Origin of the sequence: Exiguobacterium sp. s36 (assembly GCF_018618345.1) — a bacterium.
Classification (GTDB): domain Bacteria; phylum Bacillota; class Bacilli; order Exiguobacteriales; family Exiguobacteriaceae; genus Exiguobacterium; species Exiguobacterium chiriqhucha.
Map to the genome: position 1 here is coordinate 493,090 of NZ_JACSLW010000001.1, position 23,193 is coordinate 516,282.

Sequence of the window (23,193 nt, forward strand, 5' to 3'; positions counted from 1 at the left end):
CCGGCCGTAGCGGACAGGTCAACATCTTTATTCTTTGACCTCGACCCCGAATACATAGCGGCTATCGCCTTGCGGCCAATCCCCGCCCGTCTCGAATACATAAACGCCCGGCTCGTCTGGCACGACCGGTTCAGCCGGGACAAGTTCCCCATCGACGAGTTGATGGAACGAGGCGTTCGACGGCTCGGCATGGAACTCGACATCAATCTCGGCACCCGCTTCGACCGGCACGAGCTGTAGGTCATCCGCCTCCGGCAGAGCATGGTCCTCGCATACCGCCTCGCCCCCATCCGACCAACAGAATGTTGACTGTTTCACTTCCGCGGTCACGGTTCCGACCCGGACCGTCGGGAGCGGTGGTTTGACCGACGTCCCCGACTTCCAAAACGAGGTGGCGTATAACATCCCGCCGACCACGAGCAACCCAATCACGACAATCCATAATCCTTTTCGTCTCAACCCGCTCATCCCCTTTGTACGTCTATTCCCCGTTCCACGAAAAAACGACCCACTTCCGTGAGTCGTCCTGTTCATTTCGGGCGTCGGAGCCCTTTCATCATATAGCCGCCTTTGAAGTCGATTGGATCGAAAGCAACGAGGAACGCTTTCGGTTCATACTCCTCGACCATTTGGCGCAAATCTTTCATCCGTGTCCGCGCTGCCAAGACATCGAGACGATAGCGGATGCCGTCACGTCCCTGACCTTGGTAGTGCGTCACCCCGTAGCCGCTGTCACGCATCTTCTGGATGAGCTCGGCCGGGAACTCTTGCGTATGCACTTGAATCATGTTGTAGCCGATCGCAAGCTTCCGCTCGACGTAACCGCCGACGAGAATCCCAAGCCCGAAGCCGACCGCATAGACGATCATCCCGAGCGTCGTCAAATCTTGGAACACGATGCCGAGCGCGAAGATATAGATAAGCGTCTCAAGCGTACCGAACAGCCCCGCAATCATCGTTTTTCCTTTGACGAGCATGATGGTACGAAGCGTCAGCACCGGTACATAGACGAGTTGTAATACTAGGATGAGCAAGATTTGCCCCATTGGAACGACCTCCATTCGAATTCAATATAACCACTATTCCAAATTTCAGGGCGGGATGCAACCAAAAAAGGCTGACCGGAGTCAGCCTTTCGCAATTATTTGTCTAAGTTATCAACGCTCGTGAGCAGTTCATAGTCTTTACGGATGACCTGATAGATGGCATTCGTGTCGCCTGACAATACTTCTTCGGCCCGTAATTGGTTGAGGAAGAGGCTTGTCGCGAACGTGACGAGGGCACTTTTCGGGATTCCGATTTGTTTCGCACGCTCCGTGATGACCTGGTCTAAGTCAGCGTCAATCGTGAGCGAGATTCTTTTCTTTGCATTCGACATAATCATGAAGCTCCTTTAAGTTACATTTCTAAAGTCCTATACACAATTGCTAATTATATAGGAAGAATGGTTTTGGCGCAACCAACGTCACGATGAGCTGATTTCTTCACCGTTGCGCACCTTGTCCGCGATCTGGTCGATTTTACGGAGCCGGTGGTTGATTCCTGACTTAGAGATTGGTCCCGTCTCGAGCATCTCGCCGAGTTCTTGGAGCGAGACGTCTTGATGAGTGACTCGGAGTTCGGCGATTTCCCGGAGTTTGACCGGTAAGATTTCGAGTCCGACCGTGCGCTCGAGGAACTTGATGTTCTCGACTTGGCGGAGTGCCGCCCCGACGGTCTTGTTCAAGTTCGCCGTCTCACAGTTGACGAGCCGGTTGACCGAGTTGCGCATGTCCTTGATGATGCGTGCATCCTCGAAGTCGAGCATGCCGCGCGTTGCGCCGACGAGTTTCAGGAAGTCCGAGATTTTCTCGCTCTCTTTGATGTAGAGGATATGTCCTTTCTTCCGCTCGAGCGTCTTCGCGTTCAAGCCGAAGCGGTTGGCGAGGTCGCGGAGCGCCTGGTTATGGTTCTCGTACAGGCTGTACACCTCGAGGTGATACGATGACGTCTTCGGATGATTGATCGACCCGCCGGCGAGGAACGCCCCGCGCAAATACGCCCGGGCCAGATTCTCGTCGCGCGTCATATCCGAGTTGAGCGTCCGAATCATCTCGTAGTTCTCCCCGAGAATCTCGAGGTCCTTCAACATCGTCTCGGCGCGCTGGGCGACCCGGACGATATAGACGTTGTTCTTCTTCAACCGCATTTTCTTCCGTACGAACAAATCGAGATGATGGTCGTACAGCCGTTTCATGAGGGAATAGATTCGGCGTGCGATGGCGGCGTTCTCGGTCGAGACGTCGAGCGTCATCCCCCGCCCTAAGGCGAGCGAGATGACCCCGTTCATCCGGACGAGCGCGGACAGTTCCGCTTTCGCCTCGGCATCGGTCACAACGAGTTGCGTCAGTTCTTTTTTGACGTCAGAGGCAAAGCTCATGTCAGTCCCCTCCTTTCTGTTCAATCACAACTTATTTCAGCTCGAGCTCTTGGAACGAGCGTGGTTTCTTGATGCGCAACACGCGCTGCATGACGAGGCCGGCGATGGCGTCCGAGTCGTGGCGGATGTAATCGCGGTTATAGTCGACGATGTCACCGGCGAGCACGTTCGTGCCATAGTTCCGAAGCTTCTTGCGATCGAAACGGACCTCTTCCGAGCCGTCCTCGAGGTAACGCTCCAAGTAGATGTCCTCGATCGGCTCGTTATTGACGACAATCGTGTCGACCGTCGACTTGCCGAGATACGCCTCAATCGATTTCAAATGCTTCATCGCGTCGTACCCTTTCGTCTCGCCCGGTTGCGTCATGACGTTGCAAATATAGACGACCGGCTTCCCGGAGCGGACGATGGCGTCGCGCACTTCCGGAATCAACAGGTTCGGGATGATACTCGTATATAAGCTCCCTGGTCCGAGTACGATCAAATCCGCGTCCTCAATCGCCTCGACGACACCTGCCGCCGGCTTGATGCCCTCTTCGAGCAAGAATAGGCGCTTAATCGGTTTTTCGACGAGCGGGATTTTCGATTCGCCTTTGACGATCGTCCCGTCCTCGAACTCGGCCGCGAGCGTCATGAGCGTCTCCGTCACCGGGAGCACCTTGCCCTGGGCGTTCAACAGCTGCGACAAGACGTCGACCGCCTTGACGAACGAGCCTTCACAGATGTGCGTCGCCGCCGTCAGCATGAGGTTGCCGAGCGAGTGGCCTTCGAGCCCAAAACCGCTGTCGAACCGATATTGCAGAATCTTGTCCATGAGCGGCTCGACCTCGGATAAGGCGAGGATGACGTTCCGGATATCGCCCGGCGGTAACATGTGGAACTCGTCACGGAGACGTCCCGAGCTGCCCCCATCGTCCCCAACCGTGACGATGGCCGTGATGTCGAGCGGATAGTGCTTCAAGCCCCGTACGAGCGTCGAGAGGCCCGTACCGCCACCGATGGCCACAACTTTTCTGTCGCGTCTCATCTTACTTCTCCTTCGTCGCATGTGCGAGGTCGCGATGGACGGTCTTGACGTTATAGCGCTCGGCGAAATGGGCCGACACTTTCTCGGCGAACGTGATCGAACGGTGCTTCCCGCCCGTACAGCCGAAGGCGACGACGACTTGTGTCTTCCCTTCGCGCTTATACTGCGGTAACAGGAATTCGAGCATGTCGATCAGTTTCTTATAGAACGCCCGCGCCTCGGGGTGCGACATGACGTAATTCTGGACTTCTTCCGTCTGCCCGGTGAGCGGACGGAGCTCCGGGATATAGAACGGGTTCGTGATGAAGCGGACGTCGAACAATAGATCGATATCGAGCGGGACGCCGTGCTTGAACCCGAACGACATGAAGTTGACCGTGAACGGAATCCGTTCCTCGTTGAATTGGAGCAGGATGCGGTCTTTGAGCATCTGCGGTTTCAAGTCGGTCGTGTCATAGAGCGTATGGGCCCGGTCACGGAAGCCTTCGAGCAACGAGCGCTCGAGACCGATGCCGACGAGCGGTGCGTCTTCCGGGGCGAGCGGATGCGACCGGCGCGTCTCTTTATAGCGGCGCACGAGCACTTCGTCCCGTGTGTCGAGATAGAGCAAGTGCGGATGCACGTTCTTCTGTTCCAAATCGTCGATGACGATGAACAGGCTGTCGATGAAGTCACGCGTGCGCGTATCGATGGCGACGGCGATTTTCGGTCGGACCGAGCTGATGACGTCAATCAATTGCGGCAATAGCACCGGCGGCAAGTTATCGACACAAAAATAGCCGAGGTCCTCAAAGCTGTTCATCGCGACCGATTTCCCGGCCCCGCTCATCCCGCTGATGATAATCAATTCTTCTAATCCTTTAAAGTCTTCCATGTCACTGACGCCCCCTTAAAATTGACAACCGAGCCGTGTGTGTAGCTCTCTTCTGTCTTTAGTATAACGAACGCCTGAAAAAAAGAGAAGGGATTGCGGTCGCCCGCAATCCCTTCTGTCTCTAGTCACGCGTTTTGTTCGTGCAACGCCTCGAGGAGTCCCTCGATATAATGTTGCGCGTTTTGAGCGGCGATCGATCCGTCGTTCGTCGCGGTGACGACTTGACGGAGCGTCTTGTCGCGAACGTCTCCGGCTGCGAAAATCCCAGGGATTGTCGTCTCCATCGCTTCGTTCGTGACGATATAGCCTTGCTCGTTCGTGATGCCGAGGTCTTTGACGAAACCAGTGATCGGGTTCATGCCGATATAGATGAACACGCCGTCGATCTCATGGTCCGACTCGGTCCCGTCGACCGTGCTGACGAGACGCGCCCCACCGACTTTTCCATCTGCTTCCACGATCTCTTTGAGCGTGTGGTTCCAGATGAAGTCGATTTTCGGGTTGTCGAACGCCCGTTTTTGAAGAATCTTTTGCGCGCGAAGCTCGTCGCGACGGTGGACGATCGTGACTTTGTCAGCGAAGCGCGTCAAGAACACGCCTTCTTCGACTGCCGAGTCACCGCCACCGATGACGAACAAGTTCTTGCCTTTGAAGAACGCTCCGTCACAGACCGCACAGTACGAGACACCGCGGCCGCCGAGCTCTTCTTCGCCCGGGACACCGATTTTCTTGTATTGCGCGCCTGAGGCGAGAATAATCGCCCGCGCTTTATAGTCGCGGTTGTGGGCGTGGACGACTTTATACTCTGTCTCGTCCGAGATGCTTTGGACGTCGCCATAGGCGTACTCCGCACCGAACGCTTTCGAGTGATCGAACATTTTTTGAGACAAGTCTGGGCCGAGGATGCTGTCATAGCCCGGATAGTTTTCGATATCTTCCGTGTTCGCCATCTGTCCACCAGGGATGCCGCGTTCGATCATAAGTGTCGATAAGTTGGCACGCGACGCGTAGAGTGCCGCCGTCATTCCGGCTGGGCCGGCCCCGATGATAATGACGTCATAGATTTTTTCTTCTGTCATAATGATTCCACCTCTGCATGAAATTGATTGACTTCAGTATAAGAAACCTAGGGAGGTATCGTCTATCTTTATGCTTGTTCGAGTGTCTGTTTGAACGAACGGATCGTCTCCGTGAGCGTCGCGACATCGATACCGAACGCGTCGGCACAGTCGTCGAGGACGAGAGCGTCCCGTTTCGCATAGAACATCCAGACGAGGGCAGCGGCCGATGCCGTTGTGTCCTCGAATGATGCACCGGCGAGCAGCAAGAGCGCGAACCGTTCATAAAAGTCGCCGTCGAGGCTCATCTGTTCTGCTTCCGACACTTCCGTCTCGGCGAGCAGGAGCGCGTCATACGCCCGAGCGATGCGGACGTCGCCTGTGAACGGGGCCTGGCAAATCTCGGCGCGGCACTTCTCGGCGAACGCGATTACCGTCTCGTTGTCGGTGATGCCGCTCGTCAATGCGAGCGCTTCGAACGCCTCGTCATCGGCGAGCTTCGAGATGATTCGGATAATCTCGATTCGAGCCGCGTCTTCTTCTTGGCGCAATCCTTGAACGAGCGCCGAACGGAACTCGAGATTGTCGCGGATGTCGTACGGGCTCTTCTCTTCGAATCGTTTCAACTCGTCACTGTTCAAATAGGTAGCCGCTTCTTCAAGACGCCCGGTCTTGTAGGCGGATACGCTGAGCCAATGCCCGAACAGTGAATCCCCACGGAATCCGCGTTCCTTCAACAGGCGGAGTTCTTCGTACGCGCGGTCATATTGACCGACGAGCGCGAGCGTCGTGGCGAGTTTGTAGCGTAAATCGAACTGGAGCGGACGGACACGTGTCAGCGGGACCGACAGTTGGAGCGCCGCGTCCGATTGTCCGGCTTCATGCAGCAACAGAATCGTGTTCAAGAGCGCATGCAAGTTGCCCGGGTTCTCATCGAGCACGTACTCGAGCGTCTCGAACGCCGCTTCATCGTTGCCGAGATAAAAATTGACGACGGCCAAGTTGTTGAACGCCGGCCAAAAGCGCGGATAGCGATCGATTAACCGTTCGAGCGTCGACTTGGCTGCGAACAGGCGGCCTTTGTCGATATGCTGTTGGGCCTCGGTGTGCCACGTGATCAGCTCGTCTTCCTCGTCATCCTCGAGTTCTTGTTCGAGTTCAATCAGTTCTAACAGGGATTGGACCGAGTCCGCGTAGCGTCCGTGTGCCTCGACTTCGAGGTAGCGGTTTGCATACATCGCTGCTTCTTCATATAAAGAGATATAGGCGCAGTTGCTCGCAAGGTGATATAAGGCCTCTGTTGACGTTTCATCGAGTTCAAGCACCCGTTTCCACACGTCATTGGCGTGGTAGATCTCCCCTACTTCAAATAACAGTTCAGCGTACTGTTTGTGATAGTCGACGCGGTGGGCTGCAGCGGCAGTGGCTTCAGCCATGAAAAAAGTCGCTTCATCTAGGCGACCTTCACGTAACGCACGACGACCTCTATAGTAGTGGAGCTCCGCGGCGAGCGGAGATTCTGGTTCGGGTAGCGTCATTACTGCTTCATAGTTCGCTTCCATATTCTAAATCCTCCACATCATCTCTAAATCTTTTTTTAGTTGCAGGGTTAAGAATACCGCACTCATTCAGTGAGGGCAACTGAAAAACTTAAAAAAAATCGGGACTATATTCCTTCTATAATGAATATATTTTGCTAGGTCCACTAAATGCTTTTTGACAAAAATATGAGGGTTTTGTGTCAGCGCCCACAGACACAAAAAAGCGGCATCCCCTTTAAAAAAAGTGATACCGCTCTAGTAATTTTATGAGGACGGACATGTCTTGACCTCAAAATGATTTCGCGCTAAATTGTGTCTATTTTGTGTCGACGGTTTGGAGCTTTGCGCCAACGACGCGCTCTCCGGGCAGGACGTCGCGATGCACGACGGCACCGGCACCGATGACGGCCCGGTCGCCAATCGTGACGCCAGGAAGGATCGTCACGTTCGCCCCGATCAACACCTCGTCCCCGATGCGGACATCCCCGATCCGGTACTCGTCCACGAGGTACTCGTGACAGAGAATCGTCGAATTGAACCCGATGACCGTATTACGGCCGATCGAGATTCGCTCCGGGAACATGACGTCCGGTGTCACCATGAGGGCGAGCGCGCTATACTCGCCGATTTCCATGCCGAGGAACGTCCGGTACAACCAGCGTTTCGCTTTGACGGATGGGAAGTAGCGGCCGATCAAGACGACGGTCGTGTTTTTAAAGACGCGCAGGAATCGGATCGTCCGATACATCTGCCAGAGCGGGTTCGGCCCGTCGAGACGAAACCGTTCCGTCTTACGCATGGACCGTGACCTCGTCGAGCCACGCCTCGAAATGTTCCATCGAGTCGATGATGACGTCCGGCTCGAGCGCTTCTAAGAACGCACGGCCTTTGAGCGCCCATCCGACGGCGACTGTCTTCGTGCCGGCGTTTTTGCCGCTGAAGATGTCCGTGTCGTTGTCTCCGACCATGACGGCGCGGTCCGCCGTCGACCCGAGCGCGTGGAGCGCCCGCTCGACCGGTTCGGCGTGCGGTTTCTCATGAATGACATCGTCGGCCGTGATGACGACGTCGAACAAGTGGTCGATGTTGAACAAGCGCAATCCTTGCTCGACGACGGGACGGCCTTTCGACGTGACGACGCCCATCTTGAAGCCTTTGGCGTGAAGGCGGTACAGCCCTTCGATCACACCCGGATATTCGGCGACGAGCTGGTCGTGCATCGCGATGTTGAAGCTGCGATAGAACGCCTGCATCTCTTTCCATTCCGGCTCATTGAGCGCTTTGAACGACTTCTCGAGCGTCGGTCCGATGAACGGGAAGATGTCCTCGTCGCGATACGTCTCGTCCGGGAAGTAATACCCGAGCGTGTGACGGAAGCTCGCGATGATGAGCGGGTTCGTATCGAGCAACGTGCCATCCAAATCGAATAGAAGTGTATCCATCAATCAAACAGTCCTTTCTCTGAAGGGTCGTCGTATCGTTTCGCTTTGCGGCGGACGATCATCATGACGACACCGAACACGATCATCGCGATCGAGACGAGTTGTGCCGTCCGCAGGTCGCCGGCCATCAAGCTATCGGTCCGCAGTCCTTCGATATAGAAGCGACCGATCGAGTACCAGACGAGATACGACAAGAAGATATAGCCGCGCGGCGGGTTACCGACCATACGCCATACGACGAGCAAGATGACGCCGATGATGTTCCAGACGCTCTCGAACAGGAACGTCGGTAAATAGTAGGCTCCGTCGATATACATCTGGTTGACGATCCAGTCCGGGAGGAAGAGTGTCTCTTTCAAGAAACGGCTCGTCGTCTCGGCCCCGTGCGCCTCTTGGTTCATGAAGTTGCCCCAGCGTCCGACCGCCTGTCCGAGGAGAAGCGACGGTGCGAGGATGTCCGTGATTTTCCAGAACGACATCGACTTGCGCATGCAATAGATGACGACGACGAGCAGCGCCCCGAAGATGGCCCCGTGAATGGCGATGCCGCCTTGACGGATGTCGATGATTTGACCGAGGTTCTGACTATAGTAGTCCCATTGGAAGGTGACATAGTAAATCCGGGCAAAGACGATACTGATCGGAATCGACCAGATGATGACGTCGACGACCCGTTCTGAATCGTAATTGAGTCGTTTCGCTTCGAACAAGGCGAGAACGAGGCCGAGCATCGCCCCGAAGGCGATAATCATGCCGTACCAATAAATCGGGAGCGACCCGATTTCAAACGCGACGCGGTCAAATGTTGGCTCTACCATTATTCCACGTCCCCTTCGTTGTCATGGATAGCGTTCGCGAGCCGTTCCGCGAACTCTTCGGCCGTGTTGATGCCCATGTTCTGCAGGCGGTAGTTCATCGCCGCGACTTCGACGATGACGGCCAAGTTACGTCCCGGACGGACCGGAATCGTCAAAATCGGCACTTCACTGTCGATGATTTTCATCGTGTTGTGATCGAGCCCGACGCGGTCATACACTTTGCCCGCATCCCAGTTCTCGAGGTTGATGATCAAGCTGATTTTCTTGTGGGAACGGACGGCGCCGGCGCCGAACAACGTCATGACGTCGATGATACCGATTCCGCGAATCTCGAGCAAATGGCGAATCAGCTTCGGCGCTGAACCGACGAGCAACTGGTCCCCGGTCTGGCGAATCTCGACCGAGTCATCGGCGACGAGGCGGTGGCCTCGCTTGACGAGTTCGAGGGCTGTCTCGGATTTCCCGACGCCGCTCTGCCCTTTGATGAGGACGCCGACACCGTAGATATCGACGAGCACGCCGTGCATCGCCGTCATCGGTGCAAGTTCCATCTCGAGGAAGTTCGTGATTTGCGACTCGATCGACGTCGTCATCGCGTTCGTGCGCATGAGCGGTACGTTCGCCGCCTCGGCTTCCTGTTCAATCTCTTGCGGGATGTCGAAGCCGCGCGTGATGAGGATGCCCGGTGTCAATTCCGTGCATAAAATCTTCGCCCGCTCGCGGCGGCTCTCTTCCGACAAGCTCGCATAAAACGTGAGCTCCGTCTTCCCGAGCACTTGAAGCCGATTTTTCGCATAGTGGGTATAGTAGCCGGCAAGGACGAGTCCCGGTCGACTGAGGTCCGGTGTGGCGACGGGACGGTGAAGTCCCTCTTCCCCGGCGATGACTTGAAGTTTGAAGCGCTCAACGAGTTGAGCCGTGCGTACGATATTTTGCATGAGTAATCTGCCCCTTTCACGCTCATTATTGTATCATAGCTCTTCTTCAGAAGCGTCAACGAAAGTGAGCCGAAGCGTGTCGAAAAAATGGGGTGAAACTAAATTGTGGCAAATCCGTAGAACGGGTATAGACGAATAGGGAGGTGAAATGAAATGAATTCACTATTTTGGATTGCCATTGTCTTTATTTTTATCGTCGGGATCGCGGCGCTCGTCTACTTGGTCAAGTCACTGTTTGACATGTGGCGCGAGTACGCCGCGACAAAGAACGAGACGGTGCTGCTCTTGTTCATCTTGAACATCGTCGGCTTGTTCTTGTCCGGGTCGCTCCTATCGATGATCGTCGCCATCATCTTCTATTGGAAACGGTCGAAGTCGATGCGGAACCTCGGGATTTTCTTGCTCATCGCCGGACCGGTCCTTTTCATCTTGTTCATCATCGGCTCATTCACGCTGTATGACGGTCAAATGATGGATTGGGAACAGATGGAGTATCAAATGAATCTATGACATGACAAAAACCCGGAGGCAATCGCCTTCGGGTTTTTGTCATGGTTGCTTCATTCGCCCGGCAAATAGCCGACCACGGTGTTCGACTCCGGCGCGACCAAGATCGTCGGGACGCCGACGCTACTGTTCGGGTCCGCTTCAAACGAGACGGCGAGCGCCTCTGTCCCCGTATACGCATCGTCTAACAGTTCATAGCCATCATCGACCGTGACACGATGTACCTCGGCACTGGCTCCCGCATCGATTGCGGGCTCCTGCCAGTTTCGCGCGGTCACATACGCCCAGGCGATGGCAATCGCTTCGTCGCCTGCCGGCTCGTTCCCATTGACGATGCGCTGTTCGTCGTCACATCCGCCGAGCAACAGCACCGCAATCATCATCCATCCGTACGTTGACAAAAATCGCTTCATCCCGTCCCTCCTCGTCTGTAGAGTTAAAAGAAACCCGAAGGCGAGAGGCCTTCGGGTTGTCGGTCATTGCTGATGGAACGGGTTGTTCAAGTCGGCCGGATTGACAGGGTCGACCGGGTCGATCGGTTCCACCGGTTCATGCTTGTCCTCTTCGAGGAACGTCGACGGCGTGTGGAGCGAGCCGTGCTCGAGGTCAATCGTACCGGTACGTGTTCCGGCCTCGACTTCGATGCGCGGGGTCTGACCGCGTCCCGACAAGAATTCAAGACGACGCTGGGCGACGTCTTTCCGGTCACGGATCAACTCGAGCTCGTCCAAGTTACAGTGGAGACCACCGAAGTTCGTCTCGAGTTCCCCTTCCACCTCGACGCCGTGCGGCAAGACGAGGCGGATGTTGCCGGCGAGCGAGACGAGCTCGAACTTGGCCGGGCGGGCCGTCGCGAGTTCGGCCCGGATATTCCCATTGCCGGTCTTGAGCGATGCCTTGTCATATTTCCCGTTCACGATGACGGCACCGTTGCCGGTCCGGACGTGGACGAGTTCTGACTCGACCGCTTCGACCTCGACCGTGCCGTTCCCCGTATTGAGGAGCAGCTCTGAGGCGTGCACATCATGGAGCACGACCCGGCCGTTCGCCGTCTGGATGCGAACGCTCTCGACGTCGAGGCCGTCCGCGCGGACTTCCCCGTTGAGCGTCTGCACGTGCAGGTGATCGAAATGATGATGCGGGACGTACAGTTCGACGTGGGCCCGGACGAGCTTATCACGGAGCGACACGACGAGACGGTCGCCGATGACCGAGTGTTTGACCGCCGATTGGAGCTGTTCGAGTGCCTTGTCCGCGTCTTGTTGACGGAGCGGACGGCCGGTGACGATCAGTTCGCACTCGTCGTTGTCGGACGAGACGATTGTCGCCGAGGCATTGAACAAGTCGAGCGAGATGTCTTTCCCGGTAAACGGGAACGATTTCGAATATGTCACTTCCGGTCCGAAGTTCGAGCTGAACGTGAAGTCGCTGTCACGAAGTTTCGTCACGAGTCCTTCGACGGCCGACGTCAGTTTCGTCGTGAGCGACTCGACCGAATACGCATCGACTTTCTCCGTCTCTTGACGTTCCTCGAGCGCTTGGACGCGCTCAGGTTCGAGCCGTTCCAGTCGTTCGAGTTGGGTCATGCCCTCTTCAATCGTCAGCTTTCCATCTTTCACTTGCTGGAGAATCAGTTCACGCATTTCTTGTTTCACTGTTCGTTTCCCCCTTCGATTTGGTTACACGTCAATCATGTTCCCGTTTCTCATCATTTCTATACCTTACTTCCGTTTTCCTGCTTTTGGTTTCGCTCGGGCCGAATCCCGTTCTAACACCGGCTTCAAATACTTGCCCGTATACGAGGCTGCCACTTCAGCGACTTCTTCCGGAGTCCCGGTCGCGACGATTGTACCGCCACCGTCGCCGCCCTCAGGTCCGAGGTCAATCAAGTAGTCGGCCGATTTGATGACGTCGAGGTTATGCTCGATGACGAGTACCGTGTCCCCGTTCTCGACGAGGCGTTGCAGCACTTTCAACAACCGGGCGATATCATCGACATGAAGTCCCGTCGTCGGCTCGTCCAAAATATAAATCGTCTTGCCGGTCGAACGTTTATGGAGCTCTGAGGCGAGCTTGACGCGCTGCGCTTCCCCGCCCGACAGTTCCGTCGCCGGTTGCCCGAGTTTCATATAGCCGAGACCGACGTCATAAATCGTCTGAATCTTGCGCTTGATTTTCGGAATCTTGTCAAAGAAGTCGAGCCCTTCCTCGATCGTCATATCGAGCACGTCGGCAATCGTCTTGCCTTTGTATTTCACTTCGAGCGTCTCACGGTTATAGCGTTTTCCGTGACACACTTCACATGGGACATAGACGTCCGGCAAGAAGTGCATCTCGATTTTGATGATTCCGTCCCCGCGGCACGCCTCGCAGCGTCCGCCTTTGACGTTGAAACTGAAGCGGCCTTTCTTATAACCACGCATCTTCGCCTCGTTCGTCGACGCGAACACGTCACGAATATCATCGAATACACCGGTATACGTCGCCGGGTTCGATCGCGGCGTCCGTCCAATCGGTGACTGGTCGATATCGATGACTTTGTCGATATGGTCGAGCCCTTCAATCTTCTTATGCTTCCCCGGCTTCGCTTTGGCCCGGTTGATGTGATGGGCGAGCGATTTATACAGAATCTCATTGATGAGCGTCGACTTCCCGGAACCGGACACACCGGTGACAGCGATGAACATACCGAGCGGGATCGAGACGTCGACCCCTTTCAAGTTGTTCTCTTCCGCCTTCAAGATCTTCAAGAAGCGTTCATCCGGCACTTTGCGTTCGGCCGGGAGCGGGATGAACTTCTTGCCTGACAAATATTGGCCCGTCAGTGAGTTTTTGTTTTTCATGAGTTGCTTCGGTGTGCCGGCGGCGATGACTTGACCCCCGTGCTCCCCGGCGCCCGGTCCGATGTCGATCAAATAATCGGCCTCCATCATCGTGTCCTCGTCGTGTTCGACGACGATGAGCGTGTTGCCGATATCACGCATCTGTTTGAGCGTCGCAATCAAGCGATCGTTGTCCCGTTGATGCAACCCGATTGACGGTTCATCGAGGACGTAGAGCACGCCCGTGAGTCGCGAACCGATTTGCGTCGCGAGACGAATCCGTTGCGCTTCTCCGCCCGATAACGTCCCAGCGGCGCGTGACAACGTCAAATAGTCGAGACCGACGTTGTTCAAGAAGCTGAGCCGCTCGCAAATTTCTTGCAAGATGAGACGGGCGATGGCGATATCTTTCTCGCTCAGTTCCGTCATGATCGAATCGAACAGGTCGATGGCGTTGACGACCGACAAGTTCGTCACTTGGCCGATATGGTGACCCGTGATCTTGACGGCGAGCGTCTCTTCTTTCAAACGGTAGCCGCTACATGTCGGACAGGCGTGGGTCGCCATGTACGTCTCCATCTGTTCACGGATATAATCGGAAGTCGTCTCTTTATAGCGGCGCTCGATGTTACGGAGCACCCCTTCGAAGAAGATCGTGTTCGTCCGGACTTGTCCGAAATCGTTCTCGTAACGGAACAAGAACGACTCTTCATCCGTTCCGTGCAAGACGAGGTCTTGGTCCCGCTTGGACAGGCGTTCGAACGGCACATCCATGTCGATGTCGAAGTGTTTACACATCGAGGCGAGCAGTTGCGGATAATACTGCGAACTCGTCGGCTGCCAGGCGACGATCGCGCCTTCCTTCAGCGTCTTCGATGGGTCTGGGATGACGAGTTCCGGGTCGACGTCGAGTTTCGTACCGAGCCCGTCACACGTCGGACAGGCGCCGAACGGTGAGTTGAACGAGAACATGCGCGGCTCAAGTTCGCCAATCGAGAACCCACAAATCGGACAAGCGTGATGCTCGCTGAACAGGAGCTCGGTGCCGTCCATCTTATCGATGATGGCCCGACCGTCGGCAAGGCGAAGCGCCGTCTCGAGCGAGTCGGCAAGACGGCCTTCGACGTCGGCGCGGACGACGAGACGGTCAACGACGACTTCAATCGAATGTTTCTTATTCTTATCGAGCTCGATCTCATCGGTCAGTTCAATCGTCTCGCCGTTGACACGGACGCGGACGAATCCTTGCTTTTTGAGCGAGTCGAACACTTTGACGTGCGTCCCTTTGCGGCCCGAGACGATGGGCGCCAGGATTTGCAGGCGCGTCTTCTCCGGCAGCTCCATCACTTGGTCGACCATCTGCGAGATGGTCTGGCTCGAGATTTCGATACCGTGACGCGGACAGACCGGCTTCCCGATACGGGCGAACAAAAGACGTAAGTAGTCATAGATTTCCGTCACCGTCCCGACGGTCGAGCGCGGGTTACGGCTCGTCGTCTTCTGGTCGATCGAGATGGCCGGGCTCAGCCCTTCAATCGTATCGACGTCCGGCTTGTCCATCTGTCCGAGGAACTGGCGGGCGTAGGCCGATAGACTCTCGACGTAACGGCGCTGCCCCTCGGCGTAGATGGTGTCGAACGCGAGTGACGATTTACCGGACCCGGACAAGCCCGTCAAGACGACGAGCTGGTCCCGTGGAATATCGATATCAATGTTTTTCAAGTTGTTGACGCGCGCCCCTTTGATGACGATCGCATTTTTCTTTTCAGCCATTTAATTCCCTACCTTCAACTCCAAGATTAAGTCACGCAATTCGGCCGCCCGTTCGAACTGAAGGTCGCGGGCCGCTTGTTTCATTTCTTCTTCTAGCTTGGCGATGGCTTCCTCACGTTCAGCCGGTTTCATCGAGCTGAGTGATTCGAGCACATCCTCCTCGGCGTCGACCGTCGCCCGGATGACGCCACGTACTTCTTTGCGGATCGTCTGCGGCGTGATGCCGTGTTCTTCATTATAAGCCTGTTGAATCGAGCGACGACGGTCGGTCTCTTCAATCGCGCGCGTCATCGAGTCGGTCATCTTATCAGCGAACAAGATGACGTGCCCGTTCGAGTTCCGGGCAGCCCGCCCAATCGTCTGAATGAGCGACCGGTCTGAACGGAGGAATCCTTCCTTGTCGGCGTCGAGAATCGTAACGAGACTCACTTCCGGGATGTCTAGTCCTTCCCGCAGCAAGTTGATTCCGACGAGGACGTCGTATTTCCCGAGACGCAGGTCACGGATGATTTCAATCCGCTCGAGCGTCTTGATTTCCGAGTGCATATAGTTGACCTTGATGCCCGCTTCCCGTAGATAGTCCGACAAGTCCTCGGCCATCTTTTTCGTGAGCGTCGTCACGAGGACGCGTTCGTCCTGTTTGATGCGGTCGCGAATCTGATCCATCAAGTAGTCGATTTGTCCTTTGATCGGATGAATCTCGATCGTCGGGTCGAGCAGTCCCGTCGGCCGGATAATCTGTTCGATCATGTGCGGAGTGTGTTCGAGCTCAAACGGACCTGGTGTCGCCGAGATAAAGATTGCTTGCGACAACTTCTTCTCGAACTCGTCGAACTTGAGTGGACGGTTATCTTTAGCTGAAGGCAGGCGGAAACCGTGGTCGACGAGCACTTGTTTCCGGGCCTGGTCCCCGTTATACATGCCGCGCACTTGCGGCAACGTCACGTGCGACTCATCGGCGATGAGCAAGAAGTCTTTCGGGAAGTAGTCGATGAGCGTGTACGGTGTCGCACCGGCCTCCGTCAAGTTCAAATGACGCGAATAGTTCTCGATGCCTGAACAGTAGCCCATCTCACGCATCATCTCGAGGTCATAGTTCGTCCGCTGTTCGAGACGCTGAGCTTCAAGCAGTTTGCCTTCCTCGCGGAACTTCGCGAGTTGTTCCTCGAGCTCGGCCTCGATGTTGACGATCGCTTTTTGCAGCTTCTCGTCACGGGTGACGAAGTGGGACGCCGGGAAGATTGAGACGTGCTCGCGGTCGGCGATAATCTCACCGGTGAGCGGGTCCATCTCGCGGATGCGGTCGATTTCGTCACCGAAAAACTCGACGCGCAAGCACTGTTCGTCGCGTGACGCCGGGAAAATCTCGACGACATCGCCGCGGACACGGAACCGGCCGCGCTGGAAATCGATATCGTTCCGTTCATATTGGATGTCAATCAGTTTGCGGAGCATCTGGTCGCGCCCCATCTCTTTCCCGACACGGAGACTCAAGACGAGACTGTTATATTCTTCCGGGTTACCGAGACCGTAAATACAGGAGACGGAAGCGACGATGATGACGTCGTCGCGCTCGAACAAGGCCGATGTCGCCGAGTGGCGGAGTTTATCGATTTCATCGTTAATCGAGGCGTCTTTCTCGATGAACGTGTCGGTCGACGGCACGTACGCCTCCGGCTGATAGTAGTCATAATAACTGACGAAATATTCGACGGCATTGTTCGGGAAGAACTCTTTGAACTCGGAGTAGAGCTGTCCGGCGAGCGTCTTGTTGTGGGCCAAGACGAGCGTCGGCTTCTTCACTTCTTGGATGACGTTTGATACGGTGAACGTCTTCCCTGTACCGGTCGCCCCGAGCAACGTCTGATATCGGTCGCCGCGATTGATTCCTTCGACGAGCTGACGAATCGCTTCCGGTTGGTCGCCGGCCGGCTTATATTCTGATTGTAAGTCAAACGGAACGCTAATCTTATCCATGTATATTCCTCGCTTTCTGTACCTTGCATAGTACCTTGATTATATCACATACACGAACAAATATTCGCTTCTGACATGCTTCCCAAATCGTTCCGCTTTTCGTTATCATGGAGAGTGAATCTAAACAGAAACGAGTTGGTCGTCATGTGGTCGCTTCTCTTTATCCCGCTCGGTGCCATTGTCGGCGCCTTGTCCGGATTTTTCGGCATCGGCGGCGGTGTCATCATCGTCCCGGTGCTGCTCTTTAGTGGATACTCGGCGGCCGAGGCCGTCGCTACGTCGCTCTTGTTCGTCGTCGGGACGAGCCTGTCCGGCGCCAAGAAACATACATCGCTCGGCAACGTGTCCTGGTCGACAGGCATCACGGTCGGTTTGGCCGGTGCCGTCACGGCGCAACTGTCGAGCCGGCTTGTCCTCTCGATCTCGGGGACATACGACTGGTTGCTTAACCTATTTTATCTGGCTATCCTATCTTATTTTGCCGTTACGCTATTAAAGAAAACATCGAAACCGCAGAAGCCGAAAAAATCATCGCTGCTTGCCGCCCTCGTCATCGGGATGATGGCCGGACTGTTGTCGGCTCTGCTCGGCATCGGTGGCGGCTTCATCATCGTCCCGCTCCTCGTCAGTTGGCTCGGCTTTTCGACACATCGTGGGGTTGGGACGAGCCTGGCTGCCGTCCTGTTCATCTCGCTCGGCGGACTCGTCGGTTATCTCCCGTCGCTGTCACTCGACTACGTGACGCCGCTCGCGTTGGTCGTCGGGGCGTTCATCGGGGCCCCACTCGGCGCTTCGCTCACGAATCGTTATCACGATAAAGAGATTTCCACCCGGCTCGCCTGGTTGTATGTGGCCGTCATCGTCTCGATCGCGCTCGACCTCGGTGCCGCCCTCTACGCGCCGCTTGCATACGTCAGTTTGGCGATCCTGCTCGCTTTTCTTGTCGGGATTGGACTCGACTTCAGACGGCGTATTGTCAATCAAAACCACTTTTCATAAGAAAAGTGGCTTTTTTTGCATATTCGGTTTTGAAACGCTTACATTTGGGGCATATAATGAAGTGGTAAGCCAAATTTAATATGGAAGGAAGGGAGTATCACATGTCAGCATTCGTCAGCGAAATTATTGGTACAATGCTACTCATCTTGCTCGGTAACGGTGTCGTCGCCGGCGTCGTCCTCCGTCATTCGAAAGCGGAGAACGCAGGTTGGGTCGTCATCACGTTCGGTTGGGGCTTCGCCGTTATGATCGGGGTATACGCAGCCGGAATTTATGGAGGGGCGCACTTGAACCCTGCCGTCACGGTCGGGCTCGCGACAGCAGGCTCATTCCCTTGGGCTGATGTGCCAGCCTACATCTTGGCACAGTTTATCGGGGCGTTCATCGGGGCCGTCCTCGTGTTCGTGCACTACAAACCGCACTATGATGTGACCGACGATCCGGGTGCCAAACTGGCCACCTTCTCGACCGCACCAGGGATTCGTAGCACGCCGTTCAACTTGATCGGGGAAATCATTGGTACGTTCGTTCTCGTCTTCGGAATTTTGTCATTCGGGGCCAACACGTTCACGGACGGCTTGAATCCGCTCATCGTCGGTTTCCTCGTCGTCTCAATCGGTCTCTCACTTGGTGGTACAACGGGATATGCCATCAACCCGGCACGTGACCTCGGGCCGCGGATTGCGCATGCGATTCTTCCAATCAAAGGCAAAGGGACGTCGGACTGGGGCTATTCATGGATTCCGGTCGTCGGACCAATCATCGGGGCGGTCATCGCCGCATTGGTTTACGGCATTCTTGTCCCATAATCTTTCTAATTTCTAAGGAGGCACTCTCATATGGAGAAAGAAAAACGTTATATCTTAGCACTTGACCAAGGAACGACAAGCTCACGGGCCATCATCTTCGACCATGACGGGAAAATCGTCACAGTCGCGCAACGTGAGTTCAAACAATACTTCCCGAAACCGGGCTGGGTCGAGCATAACGCCAACGAGATTTGGGGTTCTGTCCTCGCCGTCATGGCCGAGGCGTTCGGGTCGGCTGATATCGATCCAAAAGAGATCGCGGCCATCGGAATCACTAACCAACGGGAAACGGCCGTCGTCTGGGAGAAGTCGACAGGACGCCCAGTCTATAACGCGGTCGTCTGGCAATCGCGGCAAACGGCTGGCATCTGTGACGAGCTGAACGCGGCCGGACACGGGGACTTGTTCCGCGACAAGACAGGCCTCTTGATTGACGCCTACTTCTCAGGAACGAAAGTCAAATGGATTCTCGACAACGTCGAAGGTGCGCGCGAGAAAGCGGAAGCCGGCGACCTCCTCTTCGGGACAATCGACACATGGCTCATCTGGAAACTCTCAGGCGGTCACGCCCACGTCACGGATTACTCGAACGCCTCACGGACGCTCATGTACAACATCTATGAGCAGAAGTGGGACGATGAGCTCCTCGAGATTTTGACGGTACCAAAATCGATGCTCCCAGAAGTCAAACCGTCGAGTGAAGTATATGCCAACACGATCCCATACCACTTCTTCGGCTTCGAAGTCCCGATTGCCGGTGCGGCCGGTGACCAACAGGCTGCCCTCTTCGGTCAAGCTTGCTTTGAGTCTGGCGAAGGGAAAAATACGTACGGGACAGGTTGCTTCATGCTCATGAACACGGGCGAAGAAGCCGTCAAATCGGACCACGGGTTGCTCACGACAATCGCTTGGGGTTACGGCGGCAAAGTCGAATACGCGCTCGAAGGATCAATCTTCGTCGCTGGTTCAGCCATCCAATGGCTTCGCGACGGACTCCGCATGCTCAAGTCGGCGAAAGATACAGAACAGTACGCCAACCGTGTCGAAACGACTGACGGCGTCTACGTCGTCCCTGCCTTCGTCGGTCTCGGTGCACCGTACTGGAACTCAGACGTACGTGGTGCCATCTTCGGCCTCACACGTGGTACGGAGAAAGAACATTTCGTTCGGGCGACGCTTGAATCCCTCGCATATCAGACGCGCGACGTCTTGACGGCGATGGAACAAGATTCTGGCATCGAGTTGAAAACGCTCCGCGTCGATGGTGGTGCGGTCAACAACAACTTCCTCATGCAGTTCCAATCGGACATCTTGAACGTGCCAGTCGAACGTCCGGAAGTGAGCGAGACGACGGCCCTCGGGGCCGCCTACCTCGCGGGACTCGCTGTCGGGTTCTGGAAAGACCAATCCGAAATCAAGCAACAGTGGAAACTCGATCACAAGTTCGAACCGAACATGGACGAGTCACACCGTGAAAATCTGTATAAAGGCTGGCAACACGCCGTCGAAGCGACGATGGGCTTCAAACCATCGAAGCTTGAACTTTAATCGAACGAACGAAAGGGAGCACCCGCTGAGGATGCTCCCTTTTATAATTTCCGTAACCGTAGACGCGGGCTCGCCGGTTCGGCGACGAACAAGATGCCGAGCTCGTGCGGGTCGGTCTCATACATCGCCCGTTGCACGAAACGAATGTCTCCGTTCAAATTGAGCACCTCGAGCTTGATGTACGGCTTATGGAGCTGAAGCGCCTCATAGAAGCTACTCCCGCCTGTGATGACCGTCCCGTTCACTTTATAGATTGACTCTCCCGGGATGAGCTGCATCGCCTCACCCGGCGAACCCGGGAGCGTGTCGATGATGACCGCGCCCCGATTCCCGTTAATGAACACCGGTGTCGTCCCCCGATTCTCGCGCTTGATGAGTTGCAACGCGAGCTCATACAAGACGAATACACCGAGCAACATATACGCTGCATACGGCACGTCAATGACGTACGACGCCCCGAACAAGCCGAGGGCGACGAACGCGAGCAAGCCGCGATACAGGCTCAGGCGACCGAGGAGCGTCCCTGGCAAGGCCCCGGTCGATAACAGGCTGACCCCAATCGGAATCGGCAAGATGACCTGCACCGGCATATCGAGCCCGAATGACGATGGCAAAAAGACGATGAGCGGGAAAAACCAAAGCCGTTTGACGACGTGTCCGCCGATGAACTGGCCTCGTTTGGACAAGATGAGCGTCGGTGACGTCTCGACGGGTCCGTTCCAACGTAACAGAATCGCTTCTGCCAGTGTGACGACGCCGAATACGAGCGCGTATACCGTCCACTCGACCTCGGCCAACCGGTCCATCCAGCCCGTGACGACGCCATACTCGACGACGTCACGTAGCGCGATGGCTGTCAACATGAGGAGGAACGGGAACGCCGGACTGCTGAAGCGCGGGTGCATCGTCAAGACGATGAGCGCATACAGCACGCTGAACGTCACGAGCCATTCCCAGTTGACGGTCGTCTCGAGCAATATCAATGCGGCTGAACCGATGACGGCGAGCAAAAGGCTTGGCCATACGAAATGGCGCCAGTCCGATTTCGGCGAACGTCGCCGCGAGCGGAACATGCCTCGCTCCCGTTTGATGCGCGTCATGGATATGTAAGCGAGGGCGACGAGTGTCGCCCAGAGTAGCGGACTACCGATCAAGGTCAACAAAGCAGTAAAACTCATTCGTAGAACGTCCACACTTGTCCAATCCTTTCCCTAATCCTTATTTTGCAGCTTCTTCGAGCGCTCGGTTCAATTGGGCATCGTTCGCCTCATCTTGAATCACCTCGAGCAAGCGTGACTCGAGCGCCGACGCCGTCGCCTCATTGACGACCCCGTCTTCCGGCAAATTGTTGTCGGCTTGGAAGTCGCTGACGGCGCGGGCCATGGTGTCGCCGTAATATCCTGGCTGTCCGCCCGGCTCATAGCCGATGCCCGACAAGACCGTGTGCAGGTTCGACACCGCCTCGCCGTAGTCGCCGACTTTGAGCGAGTCCGTGTCGGCGAGGATGCGGTTCACCCCGAAGTAATCCGGTTGATTGACCTCGACGTCCGGCTCGATGCCTTTCTCGTTAATCCAATTGCCGTCCGGCGTGAGCCATTTGCTCGTCGTCAGCTTCAAGTTGCTGCCGTCCTCTAAATCGAACGCCGTCTGGACGACCCCTTTTCCGAAAGTCTTGTTGCCGATAATCGTTGCACCGGCCCCTTCTTTGAGCGCCCCAGCCAAAATCTCAGATGCCGACGCCGATCCTTCGTCCGTCAAGACGAACAAGTCGTACGGCTTCGCTTCTCGGGCGCGGCCGCTCTGCGACTCGCGTTCCCCGTCCGCGTTCTCAATTTGGACGACCGGTTTATTCGTCGGGACGAACCCTTCGGTCATCTCGATGACGGCAGGAAGCAAGCCACCCGGGTTCCCGCGCACGTCGATGATAAGGCTATCGATGTCTTCTGACTCGAGCGTCTCAAGCTGCTCTAAAAACTCATCGGCCGTCGGCTCAGAGAACTGGGTCACCTCGATATAGCCGATTTTCTTCCCGTCCTGTTCTTTCACTTCTGAATAGACGGTCTCGATCGGAATCGTATCGCGTGTGATCTCATAGTCAGCCTCTTGGCCGCCGCGACGGATCGTGAGCGTGACGACGGTCCCTTTCTCGCCACGGATGAGTTGGACCGCCTCTTCGACGGCCATCCCTTCAATCGATTCCTCGTCGACCGCCGTGATGACGTCTCCGGCCCGAAGACCCGCCTCTTCGGCTGGTGCGCCTTTGATTGGAGCGACGATTAAGATGTCTTCTCCTTTCTTCTCCAAAGTCGCGCCGATTCCTTCAAAGCTCGACTCGATCGAGTCAGTGAACTGTGACGTCTCTTCGGCGTCGAGGAAGTCCGAGTACGGGTCGTCGAGCGCTCCCGTCATCCCGTCGAGGGCACCGGTCAACAAGTCTTCTTCCGAGATATCCTTTAACGAATGCGTCTCAATCAATTGTCGGACTTGGTCGACTTTGTCCCAGCCTTCTGCTTTCGGTTGAATCGGTAACGCTGTATCGGTGAACGCCATCGTCGCGAGCCCAGCACCGGCACCGGCGACGAACGTGGCACCGGCTAGTAATCCTGCGGTTGTATTTTTCACGGGTAGTCCCTCATTTCTC

General features: G+C 55.8%; 22 protein-coding genes. 4 read left to right on the top strand and 18 right to left on the bottom strand.

From position 1 onward, the window contains the following. Nucleotides 1–27: 27 nt before the first annotated feature. The 12 genes from KNP95_RS02460 to hprK form a co-directional block, all read right to left on the bottom strand. Nucleotides 28–468, bottom strand: a complete 441-nt coding sequence (locus tag KNP95_RS02460) for a hypothetical protein (protein WP_214835263.1) — start codon at nt 466–468, stop codon at nt 28–30. Between the two features lie 62 nt (nt 469–530). Beyond that, the gene (locus tag KNP95_RS02465) at nt 531–1,046 is read right to left on the bottom strand and encodes a DUF2179 domain-containing protein (RefSeq protein WP_021065440.1); all 516 of its coding nucleotides are present in this window, start codon (nt 1,044–1,046) and stop codon (nt 531–533) included. Between the two features lie 95 nt (nt 1,047–1,141). After that, nucleotides 1,142–1,378, bottom strand: a complete 237-nt coding sequence (locus KNP95_RS02470; RefSeq protein WP_021065439.1) for a hypothetical protein — start codon at nt 1,376–1,378, stop codon at nt 1,142–1,144. A gap of 87 nt (nt 1,379–1,465) precedes the next feature. Further along, the gene (gene whiA, locus KNP95_RS02475) at nt 1,466–2,419 is read right to left on the bottom strand and encodes a DNA-binding protein WhiA (protein WP_021065438.1); all 954 of its coding nucleotides are present in this window, start codon (nt 2,417–2,419) and stop codon (nt 1,466–1,468) included. Between the two features lie 31 nt (nt 2,420–2,450). After that, entirely contained in the window at nt 2,451–3,446 is a 996-nt protein-coding gene (locus KNP95_RS02480; RefSeq protein WP_214835264.1) for a gluconeogenesis factor YvcK family protein, read from the bottom strand. Nucleotide 3,447: 1 nt separating this feature from the next. Continuing rightward, the gene (gene rapZ, locus KNP95_RS02485; protein WP_021065436.1) at nt 3,448–4,320 is read right to left on the bottom strand and encodes an RNase adapter RapZ; all 873 of its coding nucleotides are present in this window, start codon (nt 4,318–4,320) and stop codon (nt 3,448–3,450) included. A 125-nt stretch (nt 4,321–4,445) separates the two neighbouring features. After that, nucleotides 4,446–5,399, bottom strand: coding sequence for a thioredoxin-disulfide reductase (trxB, locus tag KNP95_RS02490; protein WP_021065435.1), 954 nt, complete (start codon nt 5,397–5,399; stop codon nt 4,446–4,448). Nucleotides 5,400–5,467: 68 nt separating this feature from the next. Next, nucleotides 5,468–6,940: a tetratricopeptide repeat protein gene (locus KNP95_RS02495; protein ID WP_251128817.1), complete on the bottom strand. Its 1,473-nt coding sequence runs from the start codon at nt 6,938–6,940 to the stop codon at nt 5,468–5,470. A 295-nt stretch (nt 6,941–7,235) separates the two neighbouring features. Beyond that, nucleotides 7,236–7,718, bottom strand: a complete 483-nt coding sequence (locus KNP95_RS02500; protein ID WP_214717743.1) for an acyltransferase — start codon at nt 7,716–7,718, stop codon at nt 7,236–7,238. Further along, a complete protein-coding gene (gene ppaX / locus KNP95_RS02505; protein WP_214717744.1) occupies nt 7,711–8,361 on the bottom strand; it encodes a pyrophosphatase PpaX in 651 nt (216 codons plus the stop codon). Before ppaX ends, KNP95_RS02500 begins: the two co-directional genes overlap by 8 nt. Continuing rightward, nucleotides 8,361–9,179, bottom strand: a complete 819-nt coding sequence (gene lgt / locus KNP95_RS02510; protein ID WP_214835267.1) for a prolipoprotein diacylglyceryl transferase — start codon at nt 9,177–9,179, stop codon at nt 8,361–8,363. The genes ppaX and lgt overlap by 1 nt, the downstream gene beginning before the upstream one ends. Next, the gene (gene hprK / locus KNP95_RS02515) at nt 9,179–10,117 is read right to left on the bottom strand and encodes an HPr(Ser) kinase/phosphatase (protein ID WP_214835269.1); all 939 of its coding nucleotides are present in this window, start codon (nt 10,115–10,117) and stop codon (nt 9,179–9,181) included. Before hprK ends, lgt begins: the two co-directional genes overlap by 1 nt. A 153-nt stretch (nt 10,118–10,270) precedes the next feature. Here hprK and KNP95_RS02520 point away from each other — a divergent pair, with 153 nt between their 5' ends. Next, nucleotides 10,271–10,627, top strand: coding sequence for a hypothetical protein (locus KNP95_RS02520; protein WP_214835270.1), 357 nt, complete (start codon nt 10,271–10,273; stop codon nt 10,625–10,627). A gap of 50 nt (nt 10,628–10,677) precedes the next feature. Here the strand turns inward: KNP95_RS02520 and KNP95_RS02525 are convergent, their stop codons facing one another. The 4 genes from KNP95_RS02525 to uvrB all read right to left on the bottom strand — a co-directional run bounded on the left by KNP95_RS02525 (nt 10,678) and on the right by uvrB (nt 17,196). After that, nucleotides 10,678–11,037 carry a hypothetical protein gene (locus KNP95_RS02525; protein WP_214835272.1) on the bottom strand — a complete coding sequence of 120 codons (360 nt, stop codon included), beginning with the start codon at nt 11,035–11,037 and terminating at the stop codon, nt 10,678–10,680. A gap of 63 nt (nt 11,038–11,100) precedes the next feature. Next, a complete protein-coding gene (locus tag KNP95_RS02530) occupies nt 11,101–12,279 on the bottom strand; it encodes a DUF4097 family beta strand repeat-containing protein (RefSeq protein WP_021065427.1) in 1,179 nt (392 codons plus the stop codon). Nucleotides 12,280–12,345: 66 nt separating this feature from the next. Next, nucleotides 12,346–15,219 (bottom strand): excinuclease ABC subunit UvrA, encoded by a 2,874-nt coding sequence (gene uvrA, locus KNP95_RS02535; protein WP_214835274.1) that lies wholly within the window; start codon nt 15,217–15,219, stop codon nt 12,346–12,348. Then, complete coding sequence (gene uvrB / locus KNP95_RS02540) at nt 15,220–17,196, bottom strand: excinuclease ABC subunit UvrB (RefSeq protein ID WP_251130222.1); 1,977 nt, start codon at nt 17,194–17,196, stop codon at nt 15,220–15,222. Nucleotides 17,197–17,310: 114 nt separating this feature from the next. Here uvrB and KNP95_RS02545 point away from each other — a divergent pair, with 114 nt between their 5' ends. From KNP95_RS02545 to glpK, 3 genes are all read left to right on the top strand, one after another. Next, a complete protein-coding gene (locus tag KNP95_RS02545; RefSeq protein WP_214835275.1) occupies nt 17,311–18,195 on the top strand; it encodes a sulfite exporter TauE/SafE family protein in 885 nt (294 codons plus the stop codon). 101 nt (nt 18,196–18,296) lie between these two features. Further along, nucleotides 18,297–19,004 carry an MIP/aquaporin family protein gene (locus tag KNP95_RS02550; RefSeq protein WP_029334585.1) on the top strand — a complete coding sequence of 236 codons (708 nt, stop codon included), beginning with the start codon at nt 18,297–18,299 and terminating at the stop codon, nt 19,002–19,004. A 30-nt stretch (nt 19,005–19,034) separates the two neighbouring features. Continuing rightward, nucleotides 19,035–20,552, top strand: a complete 1,518-nt coding sequence (glpK, locus tag KNP95_RS02555; protein ID WP_214760536.1) for a glycerol kinase GlpK — start codon at nt 19,035–19,037, stop codon at nt 20,550–20,552. Between the two features lie 41 nt (nt 20,553–20,593). Here glpK and KNP95_RS02560 read toward each other — a convergent pair whose 3' ends face one another. Together KNP95_RS02560 and KNP95_RS02565 are read right to left on the bottom strand one after the other, a co-directional pair. Continuing rightward, nucleotides 20,594–21,730: a PDZ domain-containing protein gene (locus KNP95_RS02560; RefSeq protein WP_214835277.1), complete on the bottom strand. Its 1,137-nt coding sequence runs from the start codon at nt 21,728–21,730 to the stop codon at nt 20,594–20,596. Between the two features lie 40 nt (nt 21,731–21,770). Beyond that, complete coding sequence (locus KNP95_RS02565; RefSeq protein ID WP_214835279.1) at nt 21,771–23,174, bottom strand: S41 family peptidase; 1,404 nt, start codon at nt 23,172–23,174, stop codon at nt 21,771–21,773. Between the last annotated feature and the right edge of the window lie 19 nt (nt 23,175–23,193).